We start from the raw sequence: 16,438 nt of genomic DNA, 5'->3' as shown, positions 1-16,438 counted from the left end.
CCCAAGATGACGACCCAAAACCTGCTCGTAGAACTGTTTGTGGAAGAGCTTCCACCCAAGGCGCTCAAAAAGCTGGGCGACGCCTTCGCCGGTGTTCTGTTTGACCAGCTCAAGGCCCAAGGCTTGGCCGGGACCGATTCGGCCGTGACCGCGTTCGCCTCGCCGCGGCGCCTGGCCGCGCACGTCACCCACGTCTGGCTCAAAGCCGAAGACAAGGCCGTGCAGCAGAAGCTGATGCCCGCGGCCGTGGGGCTGGACGCCAGCGGCCATGCCACGCCCGCCCTGCTGAAGAAGCTGGCCGCGCTGGGGGCCGACGTGTCCGACCCGGCCGCCGCCGTGGCCGCGCTCAAGCGCGAAGGCGAAGGCAAGGCCGCCGCGCTGTTTTACGACAGCCTTTTGACCGGCGCCACGCTGGACACCGGGCTGCAAAAAGCGCTGGACGAAGCGCTGGCCAAGCTGCCCATTCCGAAGGTGATGAGCTACCAGCTGGAGAGTGACTGCGAGCTGCCGGGCTGGAGCAGCGTGCACTTTGTGCGCCCGGCCCACGGCCTGGTGGCGCTGCACGGCAGCACCGTGGTGCCGGTGAAAGCACTGGGGCTCACCGCCGGCAACACCACGCACGGCCACCGCTTTGAAGCTGCGGTGGACCCCGTGGTGCTGGCCGACGCCGACCACTACGCCGAAACCCTGCTGCGCGACGGCGCGGTGCTGGCCAGTTTCAACGACCGCCGCTTCGCCATCGTGCAGCAGCTGGCCCAAGCCGCCGAGCGCCTGGGCCCGGGCTTTGAAGTGCTCATGGACGAAGCCCTGCTGGACGAAGTGACCGCCCTGGTGGAACGGCCCAACGTGCTCACCTGCGGCTTTGATGCGCAGTTTCTGGACGTGCCGCAAGAGTGCCTGATCCTGACCATGAAGGCCAACCAGAAGTACTTCCCGCTGGTGGACACGCAAGGCAAGCTGACCAACCAGTTTCTGGTGGTCAGCAACATCAGCCCCGAGGACGCCAGCGCCGTGATTGGCGGCAACGAGCGCGTGGTGCGCCCGCGCCTGGCCGACGCCAAGTTTTTCTTTGACCAGGACCGCAAGAAGACGCTGGCTTCGCGCGTGGAGGGACTGGGCAAGGTGGTGTATCACAACAAGCTGGGCACGCAGGGCGAGCGGGTGGAGCGCGTGCGCGCCATTGCTGGTGAGATCGCACTTGAACTGCGCGGAGAGGGCTTGGGTGACGGTTTGCAGGGTGCTGCTGAACAGGCGTCTATGGTCGCCAAGGCCGACTTGTTGACCGATATGGTGGGTGAATTCCCCGAGCTGCAGGGCATCATGGGTGGTTACTACGCGCGCCACGATGGACTTAGCGAAGAGGTGGCCCTGGCGGTCGAAGACCACTACAAGCCGCGTTTTGCGGGCGATGAGCTCCCGCGCAATGCAGCAGGTGTGGTGGTGGCGCTGGCCGACAAGCTGGAAACGCTGGTCGGCATGTTCGCTATCGGCAATTTGCCCACAGGTGACAAAGACCCGTTTGCACTGCGCCGCCATGCGCTGGGCGTGATCCGCATGTTGACGGAAAAGTCGCTGCACATCGGCCTTTCGACGCTGCTTGCGAAGGCTGCGCGTGCTTATATCGTTCAGTTGTGTAAGGGCGAGGACACTCCTGTGTTGCACATACCAGCGGCCACGGCTGAGCAACTGATGGCATCGCTGAATGTGCGTTTTGGCGTCAAAGGGTTGGATGGATCAGAGCTGCAAAATTTCATCTACGACCGCCTCGCCGGCAGCCTGCGCGAGCAAGGCTACAGCGCGCAGGAAGTGGACGCCGTGCTGGCTCTGCGCCCGCAGCGCCTGGCCGACGTGGGCCAGCGCCTGCAGGCCGTGCGCGCTTTCGCGGCGCTGCCTGCTGCAGCCGCGCTGGCGGCGGCCAACAAGCGCATCGGCAACATCCTGAAAAAGTCCGAAGGCGAGGGCGCTGCGGTGCAAGAAAGCCTGCTGGTCGAGGCCGCTGAGCAAGGCCTGTTTGCCGCCATGCAGGCCACCGTGCCCGCCGCCGACGCCGAGTTCGCCAACGGCGACTACACCGCTTCGCTCATGACGCTGGCCGCCCTGCGCGTGCCGGTGGATGCGTTCTTTGACGGTGTCATGGTCAACGCGGAAGACGCGGCCCTGAAGGCCAACCGCCTGGGCCTGCTGAAAAACCTGCACGAAGCCATGAACCGCGTGGCCGACTTGTCGCGTCTCGCCGCCTGACCGGCGGGCGTACCGCCACGTCCCCCTGAAGGAGCACCGTATGAAACTGCTCATCCTCGACCGCGACGGCACGCTCAACCGCAACCGCGACGACTACGTGGCTTCGCCCGACGAGTGGGAAGCACTGCCCGGGGCGCTGGAGGCGGTGGCGCGGCTCAACCAGGGCGGCTGGCGCGTGGTGTTGGCCACCAACCAGAGCGGCATTGGCCGGGGCCTGTTTGACATGGCTTCGCTCAACGCCATCCACACCAAAATGCACCGCCAGCTGGCCGTAGCCGGTGCCCGCGTGGAGGCGGTGTTTTTCTGCCCGCACGCGCCTGAAGACGCCTGCGCTTGCCGCAAGCCCGCGCCGGGGCTGTTTGTGCAAATCGGGGCGCGTTTCGGCGTGGATCTGGCCCGCGTGCCAGCCGCGGGCAACGCGGTGCGCCATGTGCAGGCGGCTGCGGCGGCGGGTTGCCCAACGCATCTGTTGCTCACCGGCCAGTCGGAAGCGCTGCGCCCGCGCAACGGCCTGGCACCCGACGCCAACCTCGTTCCGTCCATCCCCAGCCTCCCGCCCGGTACCCAGGTCCATGCCGATCTGTCCGCTTTTGCCGACTGGCTGCTCTCGCAGCCGACGGATTGACCCCTTGCATTGATGGCCTCCCCATGATCGTGATCAACTTCCTGCGTTCTGTTTTGCACCTGCTTTTCATGGCGGTCACGGTGGTGCCGTGGGCGCTGGCGGTGGTGGCCGTGGCGCCGTTTCTCAAGCCCGATCAGATCTACTGGATGTGCGCCCGCTGGCTCAAGCTGGCGGTCGATGGCGGTACGGTCATTCTGGGCATCCGCAACAAAGTCATTGGTTATGAAAACCTGCCGGTGGGCAGCACCGCGCCCGCCGTGTTGCTGGTCAAGCACCAGTCCACCTGGGAAACCTTTTGCATGCCCGCGCTCATGCCGCACCCGCTGGCCTATGTGTTCAAAAAAGAGCTGCTGCGCGTGCCGTTTTTTGGCTGGGCCATGGCCCGCATGGACATGATCCACATCGACCGCGCCGACGGCGCCCGCGCGTTCGTCAAAGTGGTGCAGCAAGGCCAACGCCTGCTGGACCGGGGCACCTGGGTCATCATGTTTCCCGAGGGAACCCGCATCGACCGGGGCCAGCAAGGCACCTACAAAACCGGCGGCACGCGCCTGGCCATCCGCACCGGCGCCCCGGTGATTCCGATTGCGGTCACGTCCGCCAAATGCTGGCCACGCAAGGCCTTCATCAAGAAGCCGGGTGTGGTGGAGTTTTCCATTGGCAAGCCCATTCCCAGCGCCGGCCGCCAGGCCGACGAGCTGATGGCCGAGGTGGAAGCCTGGATCGAGGCCGAAATGCGGCGCCTGGACCCGAGCGCGTACCCAGCTGAGGCCGCCAAGGTCTGAGCGCCCAGGTGCCATGAAGCGCCTGATGCAGCTCGCGCTGGACTTTCTGGGCGGTCCCGACCCGCTGCCCCCGCCCACCCGCGAAGCCGTGGCGGCCACGCCGTCCGCGGTGTGCCCCAAGCCCGACCCCACCGCGCCACCCGCCGAGCCGCTGAGCCAGGTGTTTCAGCCCGGCACCTGGCACCACCCCCGGGCCAACCGCCTGCTGGTGCTGGGCAGCTGTGAAGTGGCCTACGAATTCAAACGCGGCAAGCGCCGCACCATTGGCCTGTCGGTCGGGCCCGATGGCCTGAGTGTGAGCGCACCGCGCTGGACGCCGGTGGGCGAGGTGGATGCACTGTTGCACACCAAGGCCGCGTGGGTGCTGGAAAAACTGCAGCGCGCCCGCGAGCGTGCTGGCGAGCTGGCGCAGGCGCGCACCGTGTGGGCCAACGGCGCCGAGCTGGACTTTCTGGGCCAGCGCGTGCGCCTGGTGCTCGACCCCGCGCACGGCTTCACCCAGGTGGGCGCGGTGTTGGAAATGGCCGGCGCCGAGCCGCCCGATGCCCTGGCCACGCTGCGCCTGGGGCTGGCCCACAGCGCCAGCGAAGCGCAGATACGCGACGCCGCCCAAGCCTGGCTCATGCGCCAGGCCAAACGCCTGTTCACCGAGCGGTTGGACCACTTTGCGCCGCTGCTGGGTGTGCGCTACGAAAAACTGCGCCTGTCCAGCGCCGGCACCCGCTGGGGCAGCGCCAGCGCCGACGGCACCATCCGCCTCAACTGGCGGCTCATTCACTTGAAGCTGGAAATGGTGGACTACGTGGTGGTGCACGAACTCAGCCACCTGCGCCACATGGACCACAGCCCCCAGTTCTGGGACGTGGTGGCCAGCATCCTGCCCGACCATCAGCAGCGCCGCCAGGCGCTCAAGCGCGCGGCCGTGCCCTTGGGTGAGTGAGCTCAGGCTGGACGGAATCGAAACACGCCGTCCTCACTCCGGCTGCGCACCAGCTGCCCCCCGTGCCACAGCCGGTGCAAATGCGCCACCGCCTCGCCCATGGCAAAGGTAGTCTGGTGCAGGTCGAGCGGGCGTTTGAACATCACGGGCAAGATGTCGGCGGCGCTGCAGGGCTGGGCCTCGCAGGCTTCGAGCACCTCGGCCAGGCGGTCGGCGTGGTGGTCTATCAGTTGCTGGATGCGTTCGTGCAGGCCGGTGAACGGCTTGCCGTGGGACGGCAGCACCAGTGTGTGGGCGGGCAGGGGCAGGTACTTGTCCAGCGAGTCCAGAAACAGGGTCAGCGCGTCGGCTTCGGGTTCCTGGTCGTACACGCTCACGTTGGTGGAAATGCGGGGCAGCACCATGTCGCCGCTGATCAGCACGCCCAGTGCTGGGCAGTGCAAGGCCATGTGTTCGGGCGCGTGGCCGTAGCCGCTGATGCAGTGCCAGGCGTGGCCGCCAATACTGAGTTGTCCGCCGTCCATGAGGCGGCGGTACTGGCGGGGCACGGCCGGCACCAGGTTGGGGTAGTAGCTGGCACGGCCCCGGATCTGGGCCAGTTGGTCGGCGTCGGTCAGGCCTTGCGAGGCAAAAAACGCGGCCGCTGCTTCACCGCCAAAGCCGGTGGTGCTGTGGCTGCCGATGCTGGCCATGGCGTGGTCGGTGGCGCTGATCCAGAGGCGGCAGTCGTCTTGCTCGGTGGTCCAGCGCTGGCACAGCCAGTGCGCCAGGCCAATGTGGTCGGGGTGCATGTGCGTCACCACCACCCGCAAAATGGGCAGGCCTTCCAGCTCGTGTTCAAAAATGCTTTCCCACTGGGCTTTGGAGGCGTCGTGTGCGATGCAGCAGTCCACGGCGGTCCAGCCCTCGCGGCCTCCGTGGTTGTCGCGCAGCAGCCAGAGGTTGATGTGGTCCAGCGCAAACGGCAGCGCCATGCGCAGCCACTTCACACCGGGCACCACGGTGAGGGCACGGCCCGGCTCTGGCAGCGCATCCCCTTGGGGGTAGTGCAGGCGTGCTTCAAGTTGCGCTTTGTCTGGCTGCATGGGTGGGTGATTCCGGTAAGATGGCTCAGAGTGACGTTAACGTAAACGTCAAGATTCGGGCCATTCTACGGAGCGGTGCTCCAGCGCCCTGTCTGCAACCCGACACGACCCACCGAGCCCCAACAGCCCCCATGGCGACCCAGACGACCTTCACCATCAGCGACCTCGCGCGCGAGTTTGACCTGACCACGCGCGCCATTCGCTTTTACGAAGACATGGGGCTGCTGCAGCCGCAGCGCGAAGGTCCGGGTGGCCGCAACCGGGTTTACAGCGCGCGCGACCGCACCCGGCTCAAGCTCACGCTGCGCGCCAAACGCCTGGGGCTGTCGCTGAGCGAGGCCAAGGAAATCATCGAGATGTACGACAGCCCGCGCGACACCGGGCCGCAGTTGCGCAAGTTCTTGACGATTCTGGCCGACCACCGGCGCCAGCTGGAAGAGCAAATGGCCGATCTCGTGGCCAACCTGGACGAGGTGAAAGTGCACGAAAAGGAAGCGCGTGTTTTGCTGGCCAAACTGGACAAGGCGGGCAAAGCCGGTTGACCCGTTTGCGGTCTGCGCTCAACCGTCGACGTCTTCCGGCGCATCGAGCCACAGCACTTTGCCTTGCCCCGCGTCGTTGATGCGTTGCACCAGCGCCGCAGCGTGTGACTCGGGCACGCGCAGGGTGGCGCTCACCCCCTCGCCATGGGCCACGTCCAGCAGGCTGGCGCCGTGCGCGTCCAGCTCGCGGCGCAGCCAGCCCTCCAGCGCGTAGGGCAGCACGCAGCGCAGCGTCAGGTGGCGCACCACCGGTATTTTTTCAGCCTTCAGCAGCGCCTGCGCCACGCTGTCGGTGTAAGCCCGCACCAGGCCACCCGTGCCCAGCGGCGTGCCGCCGTAGTAGCGCACCACCGTGGACAGCACGCCTTCCAGGTCTTGGTGGCGCAACACCTCCAGCATGGGGCGCCCAGCGGTGCCGCCGGGTTCGCCGTCGTCGTTGGCTGCTGAATGCCCGCCCGCCATGAGCGCCCAGCACACATGCGTGGCGCTGGGGTGTTCAGTGCGCAATTGCGCCACACGGGCCAGCGCGGCCTGGCGGTCCGGGACCGATTCCACGCAGCCCAGAAAGCGGCTCTTCTTGATGATCAGTTCGCTGTGGACCGGGGCGGGCAGGGTGTAGGGCATGGGGCTTGAAGCATATCCGGCGGGCCGCCCCGTGCCTGTGCTCGCTGGTCATCAGGGTTGCCCCGACTTGCCGACCCGGCGGCGATTCGCGCATAATTGACGTTTACGTAAACGTCAACCAAGCCATGACCTCAGCCTCTACCGAACACGCCGCCCTGCGCCAGCGCGTGCAGTCCAGTCTGGACCGCCAGGGCATGATGCAGCAACTCGGCGTGCGCCTGCTGGCCGTGGCGCCCGGCACGGTGACGCTGGCATTGCCGTATTCGGACCGCGTGACGCAGCAGCAAGGCGGTTTTCATGGCGGTGCCATGGGCGCGCTGGCCGATATTGCGGGCGGTTATGCCGGCTTGACGGTGGCACCCGAGGGCATGGAGGTGACCACGGTGGAATACAAGATCAACTTCCTCGCGGCTTTTCAAGGTGGTGAGCTGCAGGCCACCGGGCGCGTGCTCAAGGGCGGCAAGCGCATCATCGTCACCATGGCCGACGTGGTGCATGTGGCCGCCGACGGCAAGCGCACAGATTGCGCGGTGATGCAGCAGACGCTGGTGCCGGTGCCCAAGACGTATTGATTTTTCTCGCGTGCGCTCTTGTTGAGGGCGCCCATATCCCAAACCCTTCAGGAAACACCCCATGAACAACCTGCCCGGCCTCAATTTTCAGCTTGGTGAAGACATCGACGCGCTGCGCGACGCGGTGCGCGATTTCGCGCAAGCCGAGATCGCACCGCGTGCCACCGAAATCGACCGCAACGATCAGTTCCCCATGGACCTGTGGCGCAAGATGGGCGACCTGGGCGTGCTGGGTATCACTGTGCCCGAAGCCGACGGCGGCGCCGGCATGGGCTACCTGGCGCACATGATTGCCATGGAAGAGATCAGCCGTGCCAGCGCTTCGGTGGGCCTGAGCTACGGTGCACACAGCAACCTGTGTGTGAACCAGATCAACCGCAACGGCACGCCCGAGCAAAAGGCCAAGTACCTGCCCAAGCTCATCAGCGGGGAGCATGTGGGCGCGCTGGCCATGAGCGAACCCGGTGCGGGCTCCGACGTGATCAGCATGAAGCTCAAGGCCGAAGACAAGGGAGGCTACTACCTGCTCAACGGCAACAAGATGTGGATTACCAACGGCCCCGACGCCGACACCCTGGTGGTCTACGCCAAGAGCGAGCCCGAGATGGGCGCGCGTGGCGTCACCGCCTTCCTGATTGAAAAAGGCATGCCCGGTTTCAGCATCGCGCAAAAGCTCGACAAACTCGGCATGCGCGGCAGCCACACCGGCGAGCTGGTGTTCCAGAACGTGGAAGTGCCAGCCGAGAACATCCTGGGCGGCCTGAACATGGGCGCCAAGGTGCTCATGAGCGGCCTGGACTACGAGCGCGCCGTGCTCACCGGCGGGCCGCTGGGCATCATGCAGTCGGTGATGGACAACGTGATTCCCTACATCCACGACCGCAAGCAGTTTGGCCAGAGCATTGGCGAGTTCCAGCTCATTCAGGGCAAGGTGGCCGACATGTACACCGTGCTGCAGGCGGGCCGCTCGTTTGCCTACACCGTGGCCAAAAACCTCGACTTGCTGGGCACCGAACACGTGCGCCAGGTGCGCAAAGACTGCGCTTCCGTCATTTTGTGGACGGCCGAAAAAGCCACCTGGATGGCGGGTGAGGGCGTGCAGATTTTTGGCGGCAACGGCTACATCAACGAGTACCCGCTGGGCCGTCTGTGGCGCGACGCCAAGCTGTACGAGATTGGCGCCGGCACGAGCGAAATCCGCCGCATGCTGATTGGCCGCGAACTGTTTGCCGAAACCTGCTGACCAGCTTCGCTGGCGCGGGCTTGTTCCACAATGGCGGCACCGTTTCAACACCACCTGATATTTCATGAGCGCATCGCTGCAAGACCTGTTTGACCACAACCGCGAATGGGCTGCGGCCATGGTTCGCGAAAAGCCCACGTTTTTCACCGACCTGCTGGCCCAGCAGAGCCCGCAGTACATGTGGATTGGGTGCTCGGACAGCCGCGTGCCGGCCAACCAGATCACCGGCCTGGCGCCGGGCGAGGTGTTCGTGCACCGCAACGTGGCCAACGTGGTGGTGCCGACCGATCTGAACTGCCTGTCCACCATCCAGTTTGCGGTGGACCAGTTGCAGGTGAAACACCTGATGGTGGTGGGCCACTACGGCTGCGGCGGCGTAAAGGCCGCGCTGAACGACACCCGCGTGGGGCTGGCCGACAACTGGTTGCGCCACATCAAGGACGTGCGCGACCGCCACGCTGTGTTGCTGGGCGCCACGCCGGCGGCGCACCGGGTGGAGGTGCTGTGCGAACTCAACGCCATTGAGCAGGTGATGAACGTGGCCCAGACCACCGTGGTGCAAGACGCCTGGAGCCGGGGCCAATCGCTCACGCTGCACGCCTGGGTGTACGCGCTGAGCGACGGCCTGCTGCGCGACATGCTGATGACGGTGGATGGCACCGGCGATCTGGACGCGATCTACCAGACCGCGCTGGCGGGTGTGGCCGCCAAACGCCGCGACGCATCGCTGTAAGACCGCCAGACCAGAAGATCCACAACGGGCGCCACTGCCCAAGCGGCCGACTGCCGCAGCCAAATTGACCTTTTTTTCAAGGAGATTTTCATGACTGTTCACACCGATCCCATCGTTATCGTTGGCGCCGCACGCACCCCCATGGGTTCGTTTCAGAGCGACTTTGCTTCCCAGTCCGCACACGACCTGGGCGGCGTGGCCATCCAGGCTGCGGTGGCGCGCAGCGGCGTGGACAAGGCACTGGTCGACGAAGTGTTGTTCGGCAACTGCCTGATGGCTGGCCAGGGCCAGGCTCCTGCGCGCCAGGCCGCGCTCAAGGGCGGCTTGCCGCTGTCGGCCGGCGCGGTGACGCTGTCCAAAATGTGCGGCTCGGGCATGAAGGCCACCATGCTCGCGCACGACATGCTGCTCGCCGGCAGCGCCACCGTCATGGTGGCCGGCGGCATGGAAAGCATGACCAACGCGCCTTACCTCATGCTCAAAGGCCGCGGCGGCTACCGCATGGGCCACGACAAAATTTACGACCACATGATGCTCGACGGACTGGAGGACGCTTACGAAGCCGGCCGCAGCATGGGCACCTTTGGTGAAGACTGCGCCGCCAAATACAGCTTCACCCGCGAACAGCAAGACGCCTTTGCCATCGCCTCCGTCACCCGCGCCAAAGCCGCTTCTGAGAGCGGCGCGTTTGCCAAAGAAATCGCGCCGGTGACGGTGAAAGACCGCAGCGGTGAGCGCGTGGTCAGCACCGACGAAGGCCCGGGCAAGGTCAAGCTGGACAAGATCACCAGCCTCAAACCCGCGTTCAAGAAAGACGGCACCATCACCGCCGCCAGCAGCTCGTCCATCAACGACGGCGCGGCCGCGCTGGTCTTGATGCGCGAGTCGACCGCCCAGGCGCAGGGCCTGAAGCCACTGGCCCGCATCGTCGGCCACGCCACCCATGCGCAGGAACCTAACTGGTTTGCCACCGCACCGGTGGGCGCCACGCAGAAGCTGCTCGCCAAGACCGGCTGGGCCGTGGCCGACGTGGACCTGTGGGAGATCAACGAAGCCTTTGCCGTGGTGCCCATGGCGCTCATGACCGAGCTGAGCATTCCGCACGACAAGGTGAACGTGAACGGCGGCGCCTGCGCACTGGGCCACCCCATCGGCGCCAGCGGTGCTCGCATCCTCGTGACGTTGCTGCACGCTTTGCAGGCGCATGGCAAGCAAAAGGGCGTGGCCACGCTGTGCATTGGCGGCGGTGAAGCCACCGCCATGGCCATCGAACTCTGCTGAAAGCACCACCATGCTGCTGACCGACGACCAAGTGATGATCCGCGACGCTGTGCGCGCTTTTGCCCAGGAACAGCTGTGGCCCAACGCTGCGAAATGGGACAAGGACCACCACTTTCCGAAAGACGTGCACAAGGGCCTGGCCGAGCTGGGCGCTTACGGTATTTGCGTGCCCGAGGCGTTGGGCGGTGCGGGGTTGAGCTACCAGACCCTGGCCATCGTGCTGGAAGAAATTGCCGCCGGTGACGGCGGCACCAGCACCGTGATCAGCGTGACCAACTGCCCAGTCAACGCCATTTTGATGCGCTACGGCAATACCCAGCAGCAAGCGCAGTGGCTGCGCCCACTGGCCGCCGGCCAGATGCTGGGCGCCTTTTGCCTGACCGAGCCGCACGTGGGGTCTGACGCCTCGGCGCTGCGCACCACGGCGGTCAAACAGGGCGACGAATACGTGATCAACGGCGTCAAGCAGTTCATCACCAGCGGCAAAAACGGCGATGTGGCCATCGTCATCGCCGTGACCGACAAGGGCGCGGGCAAGAAAGGCATGAGCGCCTTCATCGTGCCCACCAGCGCGCCCGGCTACGTGGTGGCGCGGCTCGAGGACAAACTGGGTCAGCACAGCAGCGACACCGCGCAGATCAATTTCGACAACTGCCGCATTCCCGCCGAAAACCTGATCGGCAGCGAGGGCGAGGGCTACAAGATTGCCCTGAGCGCACTCGAAGGCGGGCGCATCGGCATTGCTTCGCAAGCCATTGGCATGGCGCGCAGTGCGTTTGAATGTGCCGTGAAATACGCCAAGGAGCGCGAGAGCTTTGGCCAGCCCATTTTCAACCACCAGGCCGTGGGCTTTCGGCTGGCCGACATGGCGACCCAGATTGAAGCTGCCCGCGCACTCACGCACCACGCTGCCGCATTGCGCGACGCGGGCCAGCCGTGCCTGAAAGAAGCGGCCATGGCCAAGCTGTTTGCCAGCGAAATGGCAGAGAAGGTATGCAGCGACGCGATCCAGGTGTTTGGCGGCTACGGCTACGTGAGCGATTTCCCGGTCGAGCGCATTTACCGAGACGTGCGTGTGTGCCAGATCTACGAAGGCACGAGCGACGTGCAGAAGATTTTGATCTCCCGGGCGCTGTAGCCAGCCCCACCCCCGCGCCGCCTTCGGCGTCACCCCCTCAAGGGGGCGGCACTGGCGGCCCTGCAAAGCCGGTTCCGCGGTGCCCTCGGTTGAAGGCACGCGCCTCGATAAAGTTTTCGGAGCGCACGCAACGAATCCAATTTCATCCTCCGGCGCGGCATGCCTTCGCCCAGGATGCGGTGGAACCGGCTTTGCCGGGCCACTCGCATCGCCCCCTGGGGGGTGACGGCGAAGCCGGCGCGGGGGGTACCATATCCCCTATGAACATCATCATTTTGGGCGCGGGCCGCGTGGGCGAGAGCGTCGCCGAGAGCCTGGTTTCTGAGCAAAACGACATCACGGTCATTGACCACGACCCGGTGCGGTTGCGGTTGCTGGAAGACCGGCTGGACCTTCGCGGTGTGGTCGGCAACGGCATTCAGCCGTCGGTGCTGCGCGAAGCGGGCGCTCAAGATGCGGACATGCTGATCGCCTGCGCCGCAGCCGACGAGTCCAATCTGGTGGTGTGCAAGGTGGCGCACGATATTTTCAATGTGCCCAGCACCATCGCCCGGCTGCGCTCGCCGGAGTTCCTGGAAGGCGACGAGCTGCTGGGTAAAAACGGCTTTGCGGTGGACCATGTGATCTGCCCGGAAGAGTCGGTCACGCGCTACATCCACCAGCTCATCAGCTACCCCGAAGCCTTGCAGGTGCTGGAATTTGCCGACGGCCGCGCCAGCCTGATCGCCATGCGCGCAGCCCACGGCGGTGCGCTGGTGGGGCACACCATTGGCGAGTTTCGCGACCGCTTTCCCCACGCCGAAATGCGGGTGGTCGCGCTGTACCGGCTCGACACCGAAATGGAAGCCACCAAGACCACCCGCATTCTGGCGGGCGACGAGGTGTTCGTGCTGGCCGACACCCGCAAGATCCGCTACGTGCTGGGCGCCATTCACAACATCGACAAGCCGGTGCAGCGCGTGATGATCGCCGGCGGTGGCAAAGTGGGCTTGCGCCTGGCGCGCTCGCTGGTGGGGCAGTGCGAGGTCAAGCTCATCGAGCAGGACAAAAAGCGCTGCGAATACCTGGCCAGCCAGCTGCCGTCGAGCATGCTGATCCTGCATGGTGACGGCGCCGACGAAGACCTGCTGCTGGAAGAAAACGTGGGTGAGATGGATTTGTTTCTGGCGCTCACCAGCGACGACGAAGACAACATCATGTCGTCCATGCTGGCCAAGCGGCTCGGCGCGGGCCGCGTCATGGCGCTGATCAACCGCCGTGCCTACGCCGACATGATGCAGGGCAGCACCATCGACATTGCCATTTCGCCGGCCCAGACGGTGATTGGCGAGCTGCTGACCCACTTGCGCCGGGGTGACGTGGCTGCGGTGCACAGCCTGCGCCGCGGGGCAGCCGAGGCGCTGGAGGGCGTGGCGCGGGGGGATGTGAAAACCTCCAAACTGGTGGGGCGCCGGGTGGAAGAAATCAAGCTGCCCAAGGGCACGCGCATTGGGGCCATCGTGCGCGGTGAAGGCCGCAAGTCCGAGGTGCTGATGCCGCACCACGACACGGTGATCGAAACCGACGACCACGTCATCATCTTCATTCCCAACAAGCGCCTGGTGCGCGATGTGGAAAAGCTGTTTCAGGTTGGCGCCACGTTCTTCGGCTGAAGTCCATGCCCTTTTTGCGCATCTTCCCCGTGCTCGGGGTCATCGTCATGGTGTTCGCCCTCACGATGCTGGTGCCTTTGGGTGTCTCGGTGTGGACGCACGACGGGGCCGAGGCGGCCTATCCACTGGCTATGTTGGTCACGTTCGCCTGTGGGCTGCTGATGCGCTCGGCGGTCTGGAAAGTGGGTCGGCAACTGGAGCTGCAAACGCGCGACGGCATTTTGCTGGTGGGCTTGGTGTGGACGCTGCTGCCGCTCTTTGCCAGTCTGCCGTTGCTGCTCTATTTTTCGGGCACGGCCGCGCCGATGTCGTTTACCGACGCCTACTTCGAAGCCATTTCAGGGCTGACCACCACCGGCTCCACCGTGCTGGTGGGGCTGGACACCCTACCGGGCTCCATCAATCTGTGGCGCTGCTTTTTGCAATGGCTCGGCGGCATGGGCATTTTGGTGCTGGCGGTGGCCATCTTGCCCATGCTGGGCGTGGGCGGTAGCCAGTTGTTTCGGGCCGAGGCCACCGGCCCCATGAAAGATGCCAAGCTCACGCCCCGCATCACCGAAACCGCCAAGGGCCTGTGGAGCGTGTATTGCCTGTTGTCGCTCGCCTGTGTGCTGGCTTACTGGCTGGCTGGCATGACACCGCTGGACGCATGGACGCACATGTTTTCTACGCTGAGTCTGGGCGGCCTGTCGTCTTACGACAGCAGCTTTGGGCACTTTCAGTCGCCCGCGCTGGAATGGGTGGCCATTGTGTTCATGCTCATCGCCAGCTGCAACTTTGCCTTGTATTTCGTGGCCATCACCAAGCGCCAGCCCGGGCGCATCTGGCGCGATGCCGAGTGGCGCGGCTCCATGGGCTTGCTGGTGGGTTCGGGTGTCTTTGTGGCCGGCCTGCTGCTCTTCAAAGGCACCCTGAGCGACCCGGGCGAAGCGCTGCGCATGGCCTTGTTCAATGTCATTTCCATCGGCTCCACCACCGGCTACGCCACGGTGGACTACACCCAGTGGCCGGTGTTCGCGCCGCTGTACATGATCATGCTGTCGGGCATTGCCACCAGTGCAGGCTCCACGGGTGCTGGGATCAAAATGGCGCGCATGGTCATTTTGGTGAAGCAGGCCCGACGCGAAATGCGCCGCATCGTGCACCCGCGTGCTGTGCATCCGGTCACGCTGGGCGGCCACACGGTTGAAAACAGCACTATTTTTTCGGTGCTGGGCTTCATGCTGGTTTATGGGGGCACCATCATTGGCCTCACCATGGTGTTGCTGTTGACCGACATGCCCTTTGACACGGCGTTCACCGCCATCGTGGCGAGCGTCAACAACATGGGGCCTGGGCTCAACGAAGTGGGGCCTGCGGGCAATTTTGCAGGGCTCACCGACTTCCAGACCTGGATATGCTCAGCGGCCATGCTGTTGGGGCGGCTGGAAATGCTGTCCTTCCTGGTGCTGTTCACGCCGGGTTTCTGGCGCAAATAACTTCAAACATGTACAGCTTGCTGCCTGTTCTCTCGGTACTGTCGCGCATTCTCGTGGCGTTTTCTGCGGCCTTCCTGGTGCCGCTGGCCTGGGCTTGGGCTCTGGATGCGGACCACCACACCCTGGTGTGGGCGAAGGGCTTTGGCCTGACGGCGGCCAGTGGCCTGCTGCTGTGGTGGGCCACCCGGCGGCACCGGCGTGAACTCATGCCCAAAGACGGCTTCATGCTCGTCAACCTGGTGTGGCTGGTGCTGCCGGCGTATGCCGCCTTGCCGCTGATGTTCACCGTGCCCGACATCACCTGGACCAAGGCCTATTTCGAGGCCATGAGCGCGCTCACCGCGACCGGGGCCACAGCGCTCGCCGGGCTGGACGACTTGCCCGTGTCGGCCAACGTCTGGCGCTGCTTTCTGCAGCTCATTGGCGGCCTGGGCATCATGCTGCTGGTGGTGGCGGTGTTGCCCCTGCTGGGGCTGGGCGGCTTGCAGCTCTACAAGGCCGAAACGCCGGGCCCCATGAAAGACACCAAGTTCACGCCCCGCATTGCCGAGACGGCACGCGGCCTGTGGGGCGTGTATTTCCTCTTTTCAGGGGCTTGTTTTCTGGCCTACCGCTGGGCTGGCATGAGCTGGGCCGACGCCTTCATGCACATGTGCACCACCATGGGCCTGGGCGGTTTTTCGTCTTACGACGCCAGCCTGGGCCATTTCAATTCACCCGCCGTCGAGTGGGTGGCCGTGGTGTTCATGGCGCTGGCCGGCATCAGCTTCATGCGCTATTTCATCGTCTTGCGCAACCGTTCGCTGCGGCCGTTGACCAGCGACCGTGAGATCCGGACCTACTTCGGCGTGCTGCTGGGCTCCATTGCGGTGATTGCGGTGCTGCTGGCAGCACACAACGTGTACGACAGCTTCCCCGAGGCGTTGCGCGCCAGCGCATTTCATGTGGTGTCTCTGGCTACCACCACCGGGTATTCGGCCACCGACTATTCCTTGTGGCCCGTTTTTGCCCCGGTGTTGCTGCTGTTCCTGGGGTCCTTTGTGTCTTGCGCGGGCTCCACCGGCGGCGGCATCAAGATGGTGCGCATGATTTTGCTCATCAAGCAGGCGCGGCGTGAGCTGGTGCGCATCATCCACCCGCGCGTGGTGAACCCGGTCACGCTGGGGGGCGGTGTCATGCCCATGTCGGTCATGACGGCGGTGCTCGGTTTCATGCTCATTTACGGCGCCACCATCATGGGGTTGACCATGGTGCTGCTGTTCACCGGGCTGGACATCGTGACCGCCTTTTCAGCCGTGGTGGCCACCGTGAACAACATTGGCCCCGGTCTGGGCGAGGTCGGCCCGGCTGGCAATTTTGGTGGCCTGCATCCCTTTCAAATCTGGGTGCTGACATTTGCCATGCTGCTCGGCCGCCTGGAGCTGCTCACCGTGTTGGTGCTGTTCACGGCGCATTTCTGGAGGAAGTAGAGGCTCACCCCCGCGCCGCGCCCAAGGGCG

General features: G+C 65.0%; 15 protein-coding genes. 13 read left to right on the top strand and 2 right to left on the bottom strand.

What is annotated here, in order from left to right; all coding sequences use genetic code 11:
• Window positions 1-6: 6 nt before the first annotated feature.
• Genes glyS through AC4QBL_RS14785 form a run of 4 tightly spaced genes read left to right on the top strand, consistent with a single transcriptional unit; the run spans window position 7 to window position 4,591 of the window.
• A complete protein-coding gene (gene glyS / locus AC4QBL_RS14800) occupies window positions 7-2,241 on the top strand; it encodes a glycine--tRNA ligase subunit beta (protein WP_472907435.1) in 2,235 nt (744 codons plus the stop codon).
• A 40-nt stretch (window positions 2,242-2,281) separates the two neighbouring features.
• Window positions 2,282-2,866, top strand: coding sequence for a D-glycero-beta-D-manno-heptose 1,7-bisphosphate 7-phosphatase (gmhB, locus tag AC4QBL_RS14795; protein ID WP_472900653.1), 585 nt, complete (start codon window positions 2,282-2,284; stop codon window positions 2,864-2,866).
• 23 nt (window positions 2,867-2,889) lie between these two features.
• A complete protein-coding gene (locus AC4QBL_RS14790; RefSeq protein ID WP_472900654.1) occupies window positions 2,890-3,651 on the top strand; it encodes a lysophospholipid acyltransferase family protein in 762 nt (253 codons plus the stop codon).
• A 13-nt stretch (window positions 3,652-3,664) separates the two neighbouring features.
• Complete coding sequence (locus tag AC4QBL_RS14785) at window positions 3,665-4,591, top strand: M48 family metallopeptidase (protein WP_472907434.1); 927 nt, start codon at window positions 3,665-3,667, stop codon at window positions 4,589-4,591.
• Between the two features lie 2 nt (window positions 4,592-4,593).
• Here AC4QBL_RS14785 and AC4QBL_RS14780 read toward each other — a convergent pair whose 3' ends face one another.
• Complete coding sequence (locus tag AC4QBL_RS14780; protein ID WP_472907433.1) at window positions 4,594-5,676, bottom strand: MBL fold metallo-hydrolase; 1,083 nt, start codon at window positions 5,674-5,676, stop codon at window positions 4,594-4,596.
• 131 nt (window positions 5,677-5,807) lie between these two features.
• Here AC4QBL_RS14780 and AC4QBL_RS14775 point away from each other — a divergent pair, with 131 nt between their 5' ends.
• Window positions 5,808-6,218, top strand: coding sequence for a MerR family transcriptional regulator (locus AC4QBL_RS14775; protein ID WP_472900657.1), 411 nt, complete (start codon window positions 5,808-5,810; stop codon window positions 6,216-6,218).
• A gap of 18 nt (window positions 6,219-6,236) precedes the next feature.
• Here the strand turns inward: AC4QBL_RS14775 and AC4QBL_RS14770 are convergent, their stop codons facing one another.
• The gene (locus AC4QBL_RS14770; RefSeq protein WP_472907432.1) at window positions 6,237-6,842 is read right to left on the bottom strand and encodes an IMPACT family protein; all 606 of its coding nucleotides are present in this window, start codon (window positions 6,840-6,842) and stop codon (window positions 6,237-6,239) included.
• A gap of 125 nt (window positions 6,843-6,967) precedes the next feature.
• Between AC4QBL_RS14770 and AC4QBL_RS14765 the strand changes: the two genes are divergently transcribed.
• From AC4QBL_RS14765 to AC4QBL_RS14730, 8 genes are all read left to right on the top strand, one after another.
• On the top strand, window positions 6,968-7,414 hold the full coding sequence (locus tag AC4QBL_RS14765; protein WP_472900659.1) for a PaaI family thioesterase: 447 nt from the start codon (window positions 6,968-6,970) through the stop codon (window positions 7,412-7,414).
• Window positions 7,415-7,475: 61 nt separating this feature from the next.
• Window positions 7,476-8,657 (top strand): isovaleryl-CoA dehydrogenase, encoded by a 1,182-nt coding sequence (locus tag AC4QBL_RS14760; RefSeq protein ID WP_472900660.1) that lies wholly within the window; start codon window positions 7,476-7,478, stop codon window positions 8,655-8,657.
• Window positions 8,658-8,721: 64 nt separating this feature from the next.
• A complete protein-coding gene (can, locus tag AC4QBL_RS14755) occupies window positions 8,722-9,390 on the top strand; it encodes a carbonate dehydratase (protein WP_472900661.1) in 669 nt (222 codons plus the stop codon).
• A gap of 90 nt (window positions 9,391-9,480) precedes the next feature.
• Entirely contained in the window at window positions 9,481-10,671 is a 1,191-nt protein-coding gene (locus tag AC4QBL_RS14750; RefSeq protein WP_472900662.1) for an acetyl-CoA C-acyltransferase, read from the top strand.
• Window positions 10,672-10,681: 10 nt separating this feature from the next.
• A complete protein-coding gene (locus tag AC4QBL_RS14745) occupies window positions 10,682-11,809 on the top strand; it encodes an acyl-CoA dehydrogenase family protein (protein WP_472900663.1) in 1,128 nt (375 codons plus the stop codon).
• Between the two features lie 260 nt (window positions 11,810-12,069).
• On the top strand, window positions 12,070-13,461 hold the full coding sequence (gene trkA / locus AC4QBL_RS14740) for a Trk system potassium transporter TrkA (protein WP_472900664.1): 1,392 nt from the start codon (window positions 12,070-12,072) through the stop codon (window positions 13,459-13,461).
• A gap of 5 nt (window positions 13,462-13,466) precedes the next feature.
• On the top strand, window positions 13,467-14,939 hold the full coding sequence (locus AC4QBL_RS14735; protein ID WP_472900665.1) for a TrkH family potassium uptake protein: 1,473 nt from the start codon (window positions 13,467-13,469) through the stop codon (window positions 14,937-14,939).
• A gap of 8 nt (window positions 14,940-14,947) precedes the next feature.
• On the top strand, window positions 14,948-16,408 hold the full coding sequence (locus tag AC4QBL_RS14730) for a TrkH family potassium uptake protein (protein WP_472900666.1): 1,461 nt from the start codon (window positions 14,948-14,950) through the stop codon (window positions 16,406-16,408).
• The last annotated feature ends 30 nt before the right edge of the window (window positions 16,409-16,438 follow it).

The sequence above is a fragment of the Hydrogenophaga sp. L99 genome (assembly GCF_058731905.1).
This window is presented reverse-complemented; position numbering and strand designations above follow the sequence as displayed.